Origin of the sequence: Pseudomonas sp. NPDC096925, assembly GCF_044762545.1 — a bacterium.
Classification (GTDB): Bacteria; Pseudomonadota; Gammaproteobacteria; order Pseudomonadales; family Pseudomonadaceae; genus Aquipseudomonas.
This window is the reverse complement of sequence record NZ_JBIWEM010000007.1, coordinates 14681-30070: the sequence shown is the minus strand read 5'-3', so window position 1 is coordinate 30070 and position 15390 is coordinate 14681. Positions and strand designations below refer to the sequence as shown.

Annotated in this window: 13 protein-coding genes; 3 read left to right on the top strand and 10 right to left on the bottom strand. The window is 64.3% G+C overall.

The features are described from left to right. Nucleotides 1-28 precede the first annotated feature (28 nt). From ACIQYU_RS19050 to ACIQYU_RS19040, 3 genes are read right to left on the bottom strand one after another with little or no spacing between them, the layout of a single operon-like run. Nucleotides 29-1003 carry an NAD-dependent epimerase/dehydratase family protein gene (locus ACIQYU_RS19050; RefSeq protein WP_207834951.1) on the bottom strand — a complete coding sequence of 325 codons (975 nt, stop codon included), beginning with the start codon at nucleotides 1001-1003 and terminating at the stop codon, nucleotides 29-31. After that, entirely contained in the window at nucleotides 991-2328 is a 1338-nt protein-coding gene (locus tag ACIQYU_RS19045) for a UDP-glucose dehydrogenase family protein (RefSeq protein ID WP_402801498.1), read from the bottom strand. Before ACIQYU_RS19045 ends, ACIQYU_RS19050 begins: the two co-directional genes overlap by 13 nt. A gap of 48 nt (nucleotides 2329-2376) precedes the next feature. Continuing rightward, the gene (locus ACIQYU_RS19040; protein WP_333956577.1) at nucleotides 2377-3312 is read right to left on the bottom strand and encodes a LysR family transcriptional regulator; all 936 of its coding nucleotides are present in this window, start codon (nucleotides 3310-3312) and stop codon (nucleotides 2377-2379) included. Between the two features lie 118 nt (nucleotides 3313-3430). Here ACIQYU_RS19040 and ACIQYU_RS19035 point away from each other — a divergent pair, with 118 nt between their 5' ends. Continuing rightward, nucleotides 3431-4294 carry a type 1 glutamine amidotransferase domain-containing protein gene (locus ACIQYU_RS19035; RefSeq protein WP_241106696.1) on the top strand — a complete coding sequence of 288 codons (864 nt, stop codon included), beginning with the start codon at nucleotides 3431-3433 and terminating at the stop codon, nucleotides 4292-4294. Between the two features lie 119 nt (nucleotides 4295-4413). Next, a complete protein-coding gene (locus ACIQYU_RS19030; protein WP_207834936.1) occupies nucleotides 4414-5460 on the top strand; it encodes a class I SAM-dependent methyltransferase in 1047 nt (348 codons plus the stop codon). Nucleotides 5461-5602: 142 nt separating this feature from the next. Here ACIQYU_RS19030 and ACIQYU_RS19025 read toward each other — a convergent pair whose 3' ends face one another. The 6 genes from ACIQYU_RS19025 to yghU all read right to left on the bottom strand — a co-directional run bounded on the left by ACIQYU_RS19025 (nucleotide 5603) and on the right by yghU (nucleotide 12908). Continuing rightward, entirely contained in the window at nucleotides 5603-6847 is a 1245-nt protein-coding gene (locus ACIQYU_RS19025; protein ID WP_402801492.1) for a saccharopine dehydrogenase family protein, read from the bottom strand. Between the two features lie 31 nt (nucleotides 6848-6878). Next, nucleotides 6879-7976: a carboxynorspermidine decarboxylase gene (locus ACIQYU_RS19020; RefSeq protein ID WP_063914814.1), complete on the bottom strand. Its 1098-nt coding sequence runs from the start codon at nucleotides 7974-7976 to the stop codon at nucleotides 6879-6881. Nucleotides 7977-8319: 343 nt separating this feature from the next. Beyond that, a complete protein-coding gene (locus ACIQYU_RS19015; RefSeq protein ID WP_402801488.1) occupies nucleotides 8320-9237 on the bottom strand; it encodes a pyridoxal-phosphate dependent enzyme in 918 nt (305 codons plus the stop codon). Further along, complete coding sequence (locus ACIQYU_RS19010; RefSeq protein ID WP_207834933.1) at nucleotides 9234-9908, bottom strand: transcriptional regulator; 675 nt, start codon at nucleotides 9906-9908, stop codon at nucleotides 9234-9236. The genes ACIQYU_RS19015 and ACIQYU_RS19010 overlap by 4 nt, the downstream gene beginning before the upstream one ends. A 184-nt stretch (nucleotides 9909-10092) precedes the next feature. Further along, entirely contained in the window at nucleotides 10093-11796 is a 1704-nt protein-coding gene (locus ACIQYU_RS19005) for an amidase (RefSeq protein ID WP_063914811.1), read from the bottom strand. 269 nt (nucleotides 11797-12065) lie between these two features. After that, the gene (gene yghU / locus ACIQYU_RS19000) at nucleotides 12066-12908 is read right to left on the bottom strand and encodes a glutathione-dependent disulfide-bond oxidoreductase (RefSeq protein ID WP_402801484.1); all 843 of its coding nucleotides are present in this window, start codon (nucleotides 12906-12908) and stop codon (nucleotides 12066-12068) included. A gap of 200 nt (nucleotides 12909-13108) precedes the next feature. Here yghU and ACIQYU_RS18995 point away from each other — a divergent pair, with 200 nt between their 5' ends. Then, on the top strand, nucleotides 13109-14155 hold the full coding sequence (locus tag ACIQYU_RS18995; protein WP_233687402.1) for a dienelactone hydrolase: 1047 nt from the start codon (nucleotides 13109-13111) through the stop codon (nucleotides 14153-14155). Here ACIQYU_RS18995 and ACIQYU_RS18990 read toward each other — a convergent pair. Continuing rightward, on the bottom strand, nucleotides 14117-15310 hold the full coding sequence (locus ACIQYU_RS18990) for an MFS transporter (RefSeq protein WP_207834913.1): 1194 nt from the start codon (nucleotides 15308-15310) through the stop codon (nucleotides 14117-14119). The genes ACIQYU_RS18995 and ACIQYU_RS18990 overlap by 39 nt on opposite strands. Nucleotides 15311-15390 lie beyond the last annotated feature (80 nt).

The window sequence follows — 15390 nt, the reverse complement described above, 5'->3', positions numbered from 1 at the left end:
ACCTGTGATCTTGTGGTGATTGCACGGCTCAAACCCGGTAGAAATCCCGGTACCAGCCAACGAAGGCGTCGACGCCGTGTTCCAGCGATGTGTCCGGGGTGTAGTCGATCCAGCGCGCCAGCGAACCGACGTCGGCCCAGGTTTCCAGCACGTCACCCGCTTGCAGCGGCAGGTAGTCGCGCCGGGCCTTGATGCCCAGTGCACGCTCCAGGCTTTCGACGAAGTCCAGCAGCCGTACCGGCTGGCCTCGGCCGATGTTGAACAGCTGGCAGGGCGGTTGCCCCTCAGCCGGCAGTGGCGGCTTCAGGCGCAAGCGCACGATGCTCTCGACGATGTCGTCGATGTAGGTGAAGTCGCGCCCCATCAGGCCGTGGTTGTAGACCTCGATCGGTCGGCCCTCGAGCATGGCGCGGGTGAACTTGAACAACGCCATGTCCGGGCGGCCCCAGGGACCGTAGACGGTAAAGAAGCGCAGGCCGGTGGTCGGTAGCCGGTACAGGTGTGCGTAGCTGTGCGCCATCAGTTCATTGGCGCGCTTGCTGGCGGCATACAACGACACCGGTTGCTCGACCGGGTCGTCGACGCTGAACGGCAGCTTGGCGTTGGCGCCGTACACCGAACTGCTGGAGGCGTAGATCAGGTGGCGGGGGGGCTGCTGGCGGCAGGCTTCGAGGATGTTGAGAAAACCGACCAGGTTGGCCTGGCCATAGGCACCAGGGTTGTCCAGCGAATAGCGCACCCCGGCCTGCGCCGCCAGGTGGATAACTTCACTGAACGCCTGCCCGGCGAACAGCTGTTGCAATTCGCTCGGGTGGGCAATGTCGAGGGTGTGGAAGCGGAAATTGGCAAAGCCGAACAGTTGCTGCAGGCGCGCCAGTTTCAGCTGGACGCTGTAGTAGGCGTTGAGGTTGTCGATGCCGACCACTTCGATGCCTGCCTCGCACAGGCGCCGTGCAACGTGGTAGCCAATGAAGCCGGCCACGCCGGTAATCAGTACGGGCATGCTGGCTGTACCTGGCCACGGCCGATGCCGTAGTAGGTCAGGCCGGCGGCGGCCATGTGCTCGGGTTCGAACAGGTTGCGCCCGTCGAACACCACCCGGTCGGCCAGTTGTTGCGGCACCTTGTCCAGGTTGAGCACACGGTAGTCCTGCCATTCGGTGACGATCACCAGGGCATCGGCGCCGCGCAGCGCATCCTCCTTGCACGGCACCAGTTGCAGGTCGGCGCGCGGGCCATAGTGGCGCTGGATCTCTTCCATGGCCTGCGGGTCGTGGGCCTGCACCCGCGCACCGGCGGCCCACAGCGCTTCCAGCAGGACCCGGCTGGAGGCCTCGCGGATGTCGTTGGTATTGGGCTTGAACGACAACCCCCACAAGGCGAAGACCTTGCCCCGCAGGCCACGTGGGTAGTGGCGCTGGATCTTGCTGAACAGCCGGCCCTTTTGCTGCTCGTTGACCGACTCCACCGCACGCAGCAACTGCGGCTCGAAGCCTTCGGACTCGGCGCTGCGGCGCAGGGCTTGCAGGTCCTTGGGGAAGCACGAGCCGCCAAAGCCGCAGCCGGCGTAGATGAAGTCGTAGCCGATGCGCGGGTCCGAGCCGATGCCGCGGCGCACCATTTCGATGTCGGCGCCCAGGTGCTCGGCCAGGTTGGCGATTTCGTTGATGAAAGAGATCTTGGTCGCCAGCATGCAGTTGGCCGCGTACTTGGTCAGCTCGGCGCTGCGCGCATCCATGACCATGAGCTTTTCGCGGTTGCGGCTGAACGGCAGGTACAGCTCGCGCAGCAGCTCTACCTCGGCGGGTTCCGCGCCCCCAATGATGATGCGCTCCGGGCGCATGCAGTCATCGACTGCCGAGCCTTCCTTGAGGAACTCGGGGTTGCTGATGACGTGGAAGCGGCTGGTATCGGCCACGGCTTGGGCGATGCGTGCCTTGATGCGCTGCACCGTGCCGACCGGTGCGGTGGATTTGTTGACGATCACCTTGGGGCCGTCGGCATGTTCGAGGATGCTGTCGACCACGGCGAATACGTGCTTCAGGTCGGCACTGCCATCGGCCTGTGGCGGGGTGCCGACGGCGATGAACTGCAACCTGGCGTAGTTGGCCGCTGCGCTGGCGTCGGTGGTGAAGCGCAGGCGACCGCAGGCCAGGTTCTTCTCCAGCATCGGCGCAAGGCCGGGCTCGAAGATCGGGCAATGGCCTTCATTGAGGCTGGCGACCCGCTCGGCGTCGACATCCATGCACAACACCGAGTGTCCCACCTGTGCCAGGCACACTGCCTGGGTGAGGCCGACATAACCGGTACCGAAAACCGTGACCTTCATTTGACAGCTCCTTGGCGAGAAAGCTGAAAAAAAATGTCACATTGTTGTTTAGAAATTGTTACTTGCGCCGGCCGCTGCCTCCTGGGCTACGCGCCAAAGCTGTTGGCGGAACCAGCGCCGCAAAGGATCGGCATGGGTGCGTTCGTGCCAGATCTGCATCACCTCGACTGCTGGCAGTGTCAGCGGCAGCGGGTACATGAGCAGGTCGTCATCACGCTCGGTGGCTTCGATGGCCAGCGAGCGAAGGCAGGTGAGCAGCAGGTTGGTACCGCGCAGCAGGCGCGTGGGTGCTACGAAGCTCGACAGGCCTGCCACGACCCGGCGTTGCATTCCTTGGCCGCGCAAGGCGCGGTCGACCAGGCCATCGAGGTCGCCGGTGAGGGTAGTGAGCAGGTGGTCGCTGGCGAGGAAGGTATCGAGGTCCAGGCCTTTGTCCAGGCCTGGATGGCTGCGCGAGGCCAGCACCACGAAGTGTTCGGTGAGCAGGCGCTGTTGGTGGAAGGTTTCTGGCAGGTCGGTGTAGAACCCGGCAACGGCCAGGTCACAGGTGCCTTTCTCCAGTTCTTCGCGAGGTAGCTGGCCACGGGTGTTGTGGGTGACCAGGGTCAGGTTCGGTGCCTGGCTGCGCAGGATCGGCAGCAGCCTGGGCAACAGCGTCTGTTCTACATAGTCGGTGCTGTACAGGTGCAGGCGGGCAGGGCGGGCGAGGAAATCCTGCCCTTCGCAGCGCTCATAGAATCCCTCCAGACCCACCACCAGGCGTTCTACCTCGGGCGCCAGTTCGTGGGCGCGCGGTGTCGGGGTCAGGCCCCTGGGTGCGCGGACGAACAGGGGGTCACCAAACTGATGACGCAGCTTGTTGAGCTTGTGGCTGAGCGCGGGCTGGCTCAGCGCCATGCGCTGGGCGGCAAGGGTGGCGTTGCGTTCCTGATACAGCACATGGAACAGGTACAGCAGGTTGAGGTCCTTGCTGGTGATATTCATTTTCTGGATCACAGGCATGCGAGCTTTCGAATTATCGAATCATAGCCTTGCCATTAGCATGAACGCATCCCGCCAACGTGAGCGGAAGGCCCTATTTGCCAGATCAGGAGATTGTTGCATGACCAAGATGTCCCGGCTTGCCTTGGCTGTTGCCGGCACCCTGCTTGCCGCCGGTGCCCTTGCCGCACCCAAGGGTGAAGTGCTGGTGCTGTTGTCCAGCGAGCACCAGCTGCCACTGCAGGACGGCAAGCGCTACGCCACCGGCTACTACCTCAACGAATTCGGCGTGCCTGCCGACCAGTTGCTCAAGGCTGGTTACAAGCTGGTGCTGGTTACCCCCAAGGGTAATGCCCCGCGCGTGGACCAGCGTTCGATCGACCCAAGCTACTTTGCCGGTGATGCAGCGGAGATGCGCCGGATCGAGAAGGTCGTGCAAGGCCTGCCGGGCATTGACGATACCCTGTCGGTGAAAGAAGTCCTGGCAGGTGACCTGGGGCGCTATGCCGGGCTGTTCATCCCCGGCGGCCATGCGCCGTTGATCGACCTGGCCAACAACCCGGACGTGGGCGCCTTGCTGCGGCATTTCCACCAGGCTGGCAAGCCCACAGCCGCCATCTGCCACGGCCCCATCGCCTTGCTCTCGGCCCAGCAGGATCCGGCAAGCTACCAGTCGGCGCTGGCACGTGGTGAAAAGCCGGCAGCCAAAGACTGGTTGTACAAGGGCTACAAGATGACCATTTTCTCCGACCCGGAGGAGCAGGTGTTCGAGGGATCGCTCAAGGACCAGCGGCTGTTGTTCTACCCGGCCAATGCCATGGCAATGGCAGGGGGCGACATGGGCTACGCCAAGGCCTGGCAACCCAATGTGGTGGTAGACCGCGAACTGATCACCGGGCAGAACCCGTTCTCGGACAAGGCGCTGGCCAAGGTGCTACTGGAAAAGTTGGCTGGGCAGGCAAAGCCTTCTGATCAGGGCATCTAGACTTACAAGTGGCCTGCGTTGGGCAACGCTCGGCAGGCCCACACCATTCAATCGACCACCGCCTCCCCGGAGCGGATGTCCCTCGCTGGCGATGGCCTTCTTGCAGAGGAGGGCAGGTCATGGACGAGGCAAGGCTTCACGACTTCATGGGCAAGCTGGTGGGCGACATGGGCGCTGCGGCGACCTTGGCCAACGTGATTCTTGGCGATGAGCTGGGGTTGTATCGGGCCATGGCCGACAGCCAGCCGACCACCCCCGAGGCGCTGGCGGAAAAGACCGGCTGCCACCCGCGGCTGGTGCGCGAATGGCTCAGCGCCCAGGCCGCCTCGGGTTACATGGTGCATGACAAGGGCCGTTTCGTGTTGCCCGAAGAGCAGGCCATGGCCCTGGCGCTGGAGGATTCCCCGGCCTACATGGCCGGTGGTGCGGCGGTGGTGGCAGCGCTGTTCCATGACAAGGACAAGTTGGTCGCGGCCATGCGCGGCGACGGCGGGCTGGCCTGGGGCGACCACCACCCCTGCATGTTCAGCGGCACCGAACGGTTCTTCCGTCCGGGCTACCGCACCTTCCTGGTGGCCGAATGGTTGCCGGCACTGGAGGGCGTGGTGGCCAAGTTGCAGGCGGGCGCCAAGGTGGCGGATGTGGGCTGTGGGCATGGTGCTTCCACGCTGGTCATGGCCCAGGCGTTTCCTGCATCCACCTTCGTTGGCTACGACTACCACGGGCCTTCCATCGCCACCGCCAACGAGCGTGCGCGCGAGGCGGGGTTGGCGGGACGGGTGAGCTTCCAGCAGGCCAGCGCCAAGGACTACCCGGGGCATGACCATGACCTGGTGTGCTTCTTCGATTGCCTGCACGACATGGGCGACCCGGTGGGGGCTGCGAAGCATGCTTACCGCGCGTTGAAGGCCGACGGCACGGTGATGCTGGTGGAGCCTTACGCCGAGGATTCGCTGGAGGGCAACCTGACACCGGTTGGGCGCTTGTTCTATGCGGCATCGACGTTTATTTGCACGCCGAATTCGTTGTCGCAGGAGGTGGGGCTCGGGCTGGGCGCGCAGGCCGGGGAAGCGCGGTTGCGGGCGGTGTTCGAGGAGGCGGGGTTCAGCCGGTTCCGGCGAGCGACGCAGACGCCGTTCAACCTGATCCTGGAGGCTCGGAAATAGAGGTAAGCCTGTGCCGGCCCTTTCGCGGGTAAACCCGCTCCCACAGGCATTTCACAGGTCTGTAGGAGCGGGTTTACCCGCGAAGAGGCCGGGCCTGCAAAAACAGAAGGGGCGCCTTGATGGCGCCCCTCTGTCTTGCTGCTTAGGGTTCAGCGTCCCAAGGACGATCACCTTTTTCATCCTTGACGCGGGTCGGCAGGCCCATCACGTCCAGCGCCTTGAGGAACGGCTCGGCTGGCAGCTCCTCGACGTTGACCATGCGCTTGGCATCCCACTCGCCACGGGCAACCAGCAGGGCGGCAGCCACTGGCGGTACCCCGGCGGTGTAGGAAATGCCCTGGCTGTCGGTCTCGGCGTAGGCTTCTTCGTGGTCGGCCACGTTGTAGATGAACACTTCGCGCGGCTGGCCATCCTTGGTGCCCTTGACCAGATCACCGATGCAGGTCTTGCCGGTGTAGCCCGGGGCCAGCGAGGCTGGGTCCGGCAGCACGGCCTTGACCACTTTCAGCGGTACCACTTCCAGGCCTTCGGCGGTTTTCACCGGTTGCTCGGAGAGCAGGCCCAGGTTCTTCAGCACGGTGAACACATTGATGTAGTGCTCGCCGAAGCTCATCCAGAAACGCACGTTCGGTACGTTGAGGTTCTTCGAAATCGAGTGAACTTCATCGTGGCCGGTCAGGTACAGGTTCTGCGAACCTACCACCGGCAGGTCGTCGGTACGCTTGACCTCGAACATGGTGTTGCTGGTCCACTGGCTGTTCTGCCAGCTCCACACTTGCCCGGTGAACTCGCGGAAGTTGATTTCCGGGTCGAAGTTGGTGGCGAAGTACTTGCCATGCGAACCGGCATTGACGTCGAGGATGTCGATCGAGTCAATGCTGTCGAAATACTGTTGCTGCGCCAGCTTGGCGTAGCTGTTCACCACACCCGGGTCGAAACCGACGCCGAGAATGGCGGTAATGTTCTTTGCCTGGCACTCTTCGAGGTGTTTCCACTCGTAGTTGCCGTACCACGGCGGGGTCTCGCAGATCTTGCCCGGCTCTTCGTGGATGGCGGTGTCCAGATAGGCGGCACCGGTATCGATGCAGGCACGCAGCACCGACATGTTGAGGAAGGCGGAACCAACGTTGATCACGATCTGCGATTCGGTCTCGCGGATCAGCGCCTTGGTTGCCTCGACATCCAGGGCATTGAGCGAGAAGGCCTGGATGTCTGCGGGTACCTTGAGGCTACCCTTGGCCTTGACGCTGTCGATGATGGCCTGGCATTTGGAGATGTTCCGTGACGCAATAGCGATACGACCCAGTTCGTCGTTATGCTGCGCGCACTTGTGGGCCACCACCTTGGCGACACCTCCTGCACCAATGATAAGAACGTTCTTCTTCAATTTGTCACTTGCTCCTTACTGAAAGCCGGTCTTACGACAGGCTGGAAACGTAGTCTTCGAAACCGAACTCGCGCACCACTTCGACGCTGCCGTCGAGTTGCTTGACCACGATGGATGGCATTTTCAGACCGTTGAACCAGTTTTTCTTGACCATGGTGTAACCCGCCGCGTCGACGAACGACAGGCGATCACCGATGGCCAGCGGACGATCGAATTGGTACTCGCCGAAGATGTCACCGGCCAGGCACGACTTGCCGCAGACCATGTAGGTATGCGCGCCGTCGTTGGGGGCCATCTTGGCGTTGAGGCGGTAGATCAGCAGGTCGAGCATGTGTGCTTCGATCGAGCTGTCGACCACGGCCAGGTGCTTGCCGTTGTACAGGGTATCGAGCACGGTCACTTCCAGCGAAGCGCTGTTGGTGATGGCCGCTTCGCCCGGCTCCAGGTACACCTGCACGCCGTACTTTTCCGAGAAGGCTTTCAGGCGCGCACAGAAGGCGTCCAGCGCGTAGTCCTCACCGGTGAAGTGGATGCCGCCACCGAGGCTGACCCACTCGACCTTGTGCAGCAGGTGCCCGAAGCGTTCTTCGATGTGCGTGAGCATCTTGTCGAACAGGCCGAAGTCGCCGTTCTCACAGTTGTTGTGGAACATGAAGCCGGAGATCTGCTCGATCACCTGTTCGACCTTGGCCGGGTCCCATTCGCCCAGGCGGCTGAACGGGCGGGCCGGGTCGGCCAGCAGGTAGTCGGAGCTGCTGACCTGCGGGTTGACGCGCAGGCCGCGGACCTTGCCTTCGGACTGAGCGGCAAAGCGTTGCAGTTGGCCGATCGAGTTGAAGATGATCTTGTCGCAGTTCTCGAGCATTTCCTCGACCTCGTCGTCGGCCCAGGCCACGCTGTAGGCGTGGGTTTCGCCGGCGAATTTCTGGCGGCCGAGCTTGAGCTCGTACAGCGACGAAGAGGTGGTGCCGTCCATGTATTGTTGCATCAGGTCGAAGACCGACCAGGTGGCAAAGCACTTGAGGGCGAGCAGCGCCTTGGCACCGGAGTGTTCGCGCACGTAGGCGATCTTCTCCATGTTGCCCAGCAGCTTGGTTTTATCGATGAGGTAGTACGGCGTCTTGATCATTTAAAGGCCCCCGGCCAGGCCGGCCAAAAAAAGGACACGCATTGTGCCTTCACTTGCCGCAGACCGAAAGGGTGGGTTACGCATTTCGTCGTGGTTGACGCCGTTGCGAGGGGATTTTTCCGGTTGCGGCGGGCTTAGTAGAACAGCGGCATGTGACTATCGTAATCAGCAACCGTGTGTCTCAAGGAGAATCCGATGAGCGTTGGATTGGATGGCACCGGCTTCGCCGGTGTTCGCGGGCTTGCCCGCTCCCACAGGAACCGCGTCAGCTTACACAACCCTTGATGCCAATACAGTACTTGTGGGAGCGGGTTTACCCGCGAGGAGGCCGGTACAGGTAACCTCAATCAACCTGCTTCAACCACGCCTGGATCTGCTCCAGCGTGGCGGTAGCCCCGCCACAAACCACCACCAGCACATTCTGGTACTGCGCCAGGGCGCCTGGTGCATAGGCCAGTGCCAACGCCGCCCCACAGGCAGGTTCCACCAGCACGCGATGGTCTCGCAGGAACCGCTCGCAGGCTTCCAGGGCAGCGCGGTCACTGACCAGATGGCTGTGCACCGGATGCTGCTGCACGCACACCAGCGCCTGGTCAGCCACACGCTTGGCCCCCAGCGACGTCGCCACCGAGGCAATACGTTCCAGCTCCACCGAATGCCCCGCCTGGATGGCCGCATGCAGCGATGCAGCGCCTTCGGTTTCCACTGCCAGCACCGGCACATCGCCCCAGCCGTTGCGCTGCAGCCCCTCGACCACGCCACTGAGCAAACCGCCACCGCCGACCGACAACACAACGGCATCCGGCTTCACGCCGGCCTCGGCGACTTCATCCACCAGGCTGGCATGCCCGGCCCACAGCAGCGGATCGTCGAATGGGTGGATGAAGGCGTCATCCGGGCCGACCAGGGTCTGCGCCAGGGCGTTGGCTTCTTGCCAGGAGCTGCCATGCACCACTACCTGTGCGTCCTCCAGGCGCAGCAGTTCCTTGGCCCGCTCAGTGGTGGTCTCGGGCACCACCACGGTCACTGGTACGCCCAGCTTGCGCCCGACATAGGCCACTGCCAGGCCCGCGTTGCCGCCCGAGGAAGACACGAAATGCCGAGCGCCACGGGCATGGTGCACCTCGCAGGCGTGGCCTACGCCGCGCAACTTGAACGAGCCGCAGGGCTGCAGGGCCTCGAGCTTGAGCCAGACGTTGCGGCCAGCGGCCAGCGAAAGCGGCCGGGATTCGATCAGGGGGGTATGAATATGCAAGGTCATTGGCTGGCTCCGCGCAGTTGCTCAAGGTAGTTGTAAACGGTGTAGCGGGTCACGCCAAGGGCGCTGGCGGCCTTTTCCACGCCGCCCTTGACGATGAACAGGCCACGCTCCTGCATCACTCGTACGGCCTCGACCTTGGCCTGCTTGTTCATCCGCCCTTGGCCGCTGCGCTGCAGGGATGCCTGGATTATCTCGCTCATCAGCAGTTCCATGTCGGCGGGTTCACTGACGGCAGGCGCCGCCCCCAGCGGCTGGAACTGCTGGAGAAAACTCATGGCGGCGTCGAGGCCGGTGACGTCGGTGTTGACACAGAGGCTGGCGAAGGGGTGCCCGCTGCGGTCGCGGAAGATCGCCGTGGCGCTGCGCAGGGTGCGGCCCTTGAGGGTGGTAGGGTAGTCGGGCAGCACTACCGGCGCGCAGCCGTGCTGGTCGGCCGACGCCTGCATCAGTGCCTTGAAACCTTGGTCCTGTTCCGGGGCGGCGAGGATCGGGCTACCGACGCTGCGGCCGGAAAGGTGGCCGTTGACGATCGCCACCACGGAGTGTTCCGGGTGGTCGAGGTCGTGCAAAAGGATTTCCATGTTGCGCGCGGCAACGCTGCCCAGGGCCTGGATGGCGGCCTTGAGGACGGTGAGGGTGAGCTGGCGTTCTTCGCTGGGGGTGATAGGCATGGCAGATCGCAAAATCAACGTTTTGTGTATTTTTACACATGAAGTTGAATTTTGCGATTTGCTTTTTCAGGTCTATTCGCGGGTAAACCCGCTCCCACAGGTTCACCACAGGTCTTGAGTACTGTGGGGGCCCTGTGGGAGCGGGTTTACCCGCGAATGGGCTGCAAAGCAGCCCCTTCAGACCTCAGCTCAGGGCCGGGGTACGCGGCGGGATCATCCGCCGCGACCCGGTCGCCTCGAAGGCTGCACCGAAGCTAAGCAGCGCATTGTCGCTGTAAGCCCGGCCCGCAAAGGTCAACCCCACTGGCATGCCGATATCGGCCATCACGCCCATCGGCACAGTCACGGTCGGCACCCCCAGGTGACGGATCGCCAGGTTGCCGTTGGCCACCCAGATTCCGTTGCTCCAGGCGATGTCGGCCGATACCGGGTTGACGTCGGAGTCAGCCGGGGCCACATCGGCCACGGTGGGGAACAGCACCGCATCCAGGCCCAGCTTGTCCATCCAGTCTTCCAGGTCCATCTTGCGGGTCTGCTCCAGACCGCGCAGGCCGTCGGGCAGGGTCTCGATCTGGTCCCAGGTCTTCAGGCCACGCTTGGCCATGTTGACGTATTCGTCCATGCCGGCAGCCAGGTCGTCCTCACGGTTGGGCAGGGTGCCCGGGTCGTGGGGGAAAATCTGCGGCCCGTCGACGTCGGCCAGGCGGTTGAGCCTGGGGTCACCATTGGCGCGCAGGAAGTCGTCAAAGGCCCAACCCGACAGCTCCCACAGTTCGTCATGCAGGAACTCCTTGCTGACGATGCCGCGGTTGTACACGGTCGGTGCGCCCGGGCGATCACCTTCGCAGTTCGACACCAGCGGGAAGTCCACTTCCAGCACTTCGGCACCGGCCGCTTCCAGTGCCTGGCGAGCCTGCTGCCACAGGTCGATCACCGTGGCGCGGGTGTTGATGCGCTGGCCGGTCGGGCCGCCAATGCCAGGCTTTTCGGAAGTACCGGCTTCGGCATCGGCATTGATGTACATGCGCGGCACGCCAAAGCGCTTGCCCTTGAGCGCGCTGGCATCAACGGCCAGGTCCAGGTACGAAGCCGGGCGCACCGTCGAAGCCGCCGGGATGGGCACCCAGGGTTGCAGGCGCCACAGGTCGCCACGCTTGTCGGCGTCGTCAGCTACGACTACATCGAGAATTTCCAGCAGGTCGGCCATGGTGCGGGCATAGGGCACCACCACGTCCATGGTCGGTGTGAGCGGCCAGTTGCCACGCACCGAAATCACCCCGCGCGACGGGGTATAGGCGCACAGGCCGTTGTTGGACGCCGGGCCGCGGCCGCTGGACCAGGTTTCTTCGGCCAGGCCGAAGGCACTGAAGCTGGCGGCGGTGGCAGTGCCGGCACCGTTGGACGAGCCCGAGGCGAACGGTGCGGTCAGGTAGTTGGCGTTGTACGGACTTTCGGCGCGGCCATATACGCCGCGCTGCATGCCGCCGTTGGCCATGGGCGGCATGTTGGTCTTGCCCAGGCACACGGCGCCGGCGGCGCGCAGGCGTTCGATGGTGAAGGCGTCGCGCTGGGCCACCAGGTCCTTGAAGGCCGGGCTGCCCGATGCAGCGGTCAGGCCCTTGACCAGATAGCTGTCCTTGGCGGTGTAAGGGATGCCGTCCAATGGGCTCAGGACCTGGCCTTTGGCACGACGGGCGTCGGAGGCCTCTGCTTCTTTCAGTGCCTCGGGGTTGCGTACCACTACGGCGTTCAGGGCAGTGGCGGTGTCGGCGCCATCGTAGGCGTCGATGCGTGCCAGGTAGGCCTGGACCAGCTCGACCGCCGTCGTGCGACCCGATTCGAGCGCGTCGCGCAGCTCGGCAATGGAAACCTCGGTTACCTCGATCATGCGTTCACCAAAAAAAAATGTGCAGGTGGGGGCTAATGCGAGGAGTGTACAAGAAGGGCTTGCCGGGCGCAGGTTTGCGCGGGGGCAAATGGTTTTTTGCAGGCGGGCATTGTCGGGGCCTTCCCAAGCACTGCACGGACTCTTGTGGGAGCGGCCTTGCGTCGCGAAAGGGCCGCAGAGCGGCCCCGGCGATTTCACAGTGATACGAAGACCCTGGGGGCGCTTCGCACCCCTTTCGCGACGCAAGGCCGCTCCCACAAGGGGGCGCGTCAACCGTCCAGGTCTGCCGCCGCATGCCGCTCCGGCACCTGGCTGGCTCCATCCCCCCAGGTCCGGTTCACCCGGGTGCCGCGCTGTACCGCCGGGCGCAAGGCAATCTCCTCGGCCCAGCGCTGCACATGTCGGTACTCGTCCACCGCCAGGAACTCCGCCGCGCCATACAGGTTGCCGCGCACCAGCTGGCCATACCACGGCCACACGGCGATGTCGGCGATGCTGTATTCCTCGCCGCCCAGGTAGCGGCTTTCGGCCAGGCGCCGGTCGAGCACATCCAGCTGGCGCTTGGCTTCCATGGTGAAACGGTTGATGGCGTACTCGAACTTTTCCGGCGCATACACATAGAAGTGGCCAAAGCCACCGCCCAGGTAAGGCGCCGCCCCCATCTGCCAGAACAGCCAGTTCAGGCTCTCGGTGCGTGCAGCTGGCGCTTTCGGCAGCAAGGCGCCGAATTTTTCTGCCAGGTACAGCAGGATCGAACCCGACTCGAACACCCGCACCGGCGGCTCGACGCTGCGGTCGAGCAGGGCGGGGATTTTCGAGTTGGGGTTGACCTGGACGAAGCCGCTGGAGAACTGCTCGCCCTCGCCAATGCGGATCAGCCAGGCATCATATTCGGCACCCTGGTGGCCCTGCGCGAGCAGCTCTTCGAGGGCGATGGTGACCTTGACGCCATTGGGCGTGGCCAGGGAGTACAGCTGCAGCGGGTGCTTGCCCAGCGGCAGGTCCTTGTCGTGGGTCGGGCCGGCAACCGGGCGGTTGATGCTGGCGAACTGGCCGCCGGACGCTGCGTCGTTGCGCCAGACCTTGGGTGGTACGTAGGCGGGCTTGCTCATGCATGAATCTCCTTCAATGGCGCGAAACGGTCACGTAAGAACGTGGGTCTGCATCTATGCCACGGGTTCGACGAATAGCGCAAATGCATAGGGTGCGAGCGTGAAGTGCATGACTTCGGTTTCATCCAGGTTTCATCCGGCGCAGGCCAGGCCGGTTCTATGCTGGGCTATCTCTTCGCCCTGCAAGGAACCGCCGGCCGATGACTCTTGCACGCTGCGTGTTGGCGCTGGCCTTGCTCGGCGGCCTGCTGGCCCACGCCGAGGCCGCGCCCTGGGTTGCCGGCCTGCACTACATGACCCTGGCCGACCCGGTCGACGCCCGGCCCATGCAGGCACTGGCGTTCTACCCGGCCATTGGCAAAACCCGCACCAGCCGCATCGACGGCTACCCGGTCAACGTGACTGAAGAGGCGCCGGTAGCGTTGGGCCAGTTCCCGTTGCTGGTGCTGTCCCACGGCAACACTGGCAGCCCGCTGGCCTTGCACTACCTGGCGACGTCGCTGGCGCGCCAGGGCTTTATCGTGGTGGCGGTGGTACACCCCGGGGACAACGCCCGCGACCACAGTCGCCTGGGCACCCTGAGCAACCTGTATGGCCGGCCGCTGCAAGTCAGTGCCGCCATCACGGCCGCTCGCGCTGATGCCTTGCTGGGGCCCTACCTGAACGACGGCAAGGTGGGGGTGATCGGCTACTCGGCCGGTGGTGAAACCGCTTTGATTCTCTCCGGCGCGCGCCCTGACCTGGACCGCCTGCGTCAGTATTGCCTGGAGCGCCCGAATGACGCCGACGCCTGCAAGACCCACGGTGTGCTGATTGCCGATCGCAGCGAACTGGTGCCCGAAGCCGACCAGCGGGTGGGGGCGGTGATGCTGATGGCACCGCTGAGCCTGCTGTTCGGGCGCCATGCCCTGGCGGGAGTGCAGGTGCCGGCGCTGATCTACAGTGGCGACAGTGACCAGTTGGTGGCTGTGGACCGTAACGCCGAAGCCCTGGCCCGCAAGCTGCCTGTCACACCGGATTACCGCTTGTTGGCCGGTGCCGGGCACTTCGTGTTCATGGCCCATTGCGATGCCGAGCAGTACATGCGGATGCCAGCGCTGTGCAAGGACGCCGAAGGCGTGGACCGCCGTCATATCCATCATTCACTGCAGCGTGAAACCGCGGCGTTCTTCAGCCAGGCGCTGGGCGCGCCGCAGCCGGCCGAGCGTTCAGCCGCGACCAGCGCGCCGCGCCAGCAACAGCGTTAGGCCGACACCGGCCAGGGCGAGCAGGGCCGCCACACAGAAGATCGAGGCATAGCCCAGGTGCACGGCCACCGCGCCCATCACCGGCCCGGCGATGGCCAGGGCGATGTCGAAGAACACCGCGTAGGCGCCCAGCCCTGCGCCACGACTGCTGCTAGGCACCTGCTTGATCGCCTCCACCCCCAGCGCCGGGTATACCAGCGACAGCCCGAACCCAGTAAGCCCGGCACCGATCAGCGCCCACGATGGCGACGGTGCCAGCCACAGCAGGCTCAGGCCGAGCACTTCAGTGGCCATGCACGTGACCGCGACGTTGTAGCCGCCAAAACGGTTGACTGCGTTGACGAACAGCAGCCGCGAAATGATGAAGCACACGCCAAAGGCACTCAGGCACCAGGCCGCGCCCACCCAGCCGCGCTCCAGGTAATACAGGGTGACGAAGGTGGTCAGGGTGCCGTAGCCGATAGAAGCCAGGGTCAGGCCCAGGCCGCACGGTGCGACGCGGCCGAAGGCCGACCAGAAGGGCAGGCGCTCGCCGCGCACCACCACCGCGTCTGGCCGCCTGCGCAGCACCAGCAGGGCCGATACCGCCAGCACCAGCAATGCCGGCCCCAGCACGCTGAAGCCCAGTCCGTCCACGGCCAGTACGCCCAACGGTGCGCCGATGGCGATGGCGCCATAGGAGGCGATACCGTTCCAGGAAATCACTCTGGCGGTGTGCTCGGGCCCGACCTGGCTGATACCCCAGCTCAGCGTGGCCACGCCGATCAGCCCTTGGGCGATGCCCAGCAGCAAGCGCCCGCCGAGCAACAGCGCCAGGCTCAGCAGCGGTAGCGTCAGGGTCCAGGCCGATAGCAGGGTCAACGCCCCGCAGCCGGCAATCCCCAGCAAGCCGAAGCGAATGGCCCGCTTGCCCCCCAAGGTATCCGCCACGCGCCCGGCAAACGGGCGGCTGAGCAGGGTGGCCAGGTATTGCAGGCCAATGGTCAGCCCGGCGACCACCGCGCCATAGCCCAACTGGTCGTGCACATGGCTGGGCAGCACGGCGATGGGCAGGCCGATGCAGAGGAAGGCAATGAAGGTGTAGAAAACGATCGACAGGATCTGCAGGGTGATTTGCAGCGTGTTGCTGGCGGGGACGGGCTGTTGCGCGGTCATGGGCTCGTTCGCGGGCGGGCGGTTGGGCGTGGTCCCATCATGGCCGTTGCGTGAAGGAAATGAAAGCAGGCTAACGAATT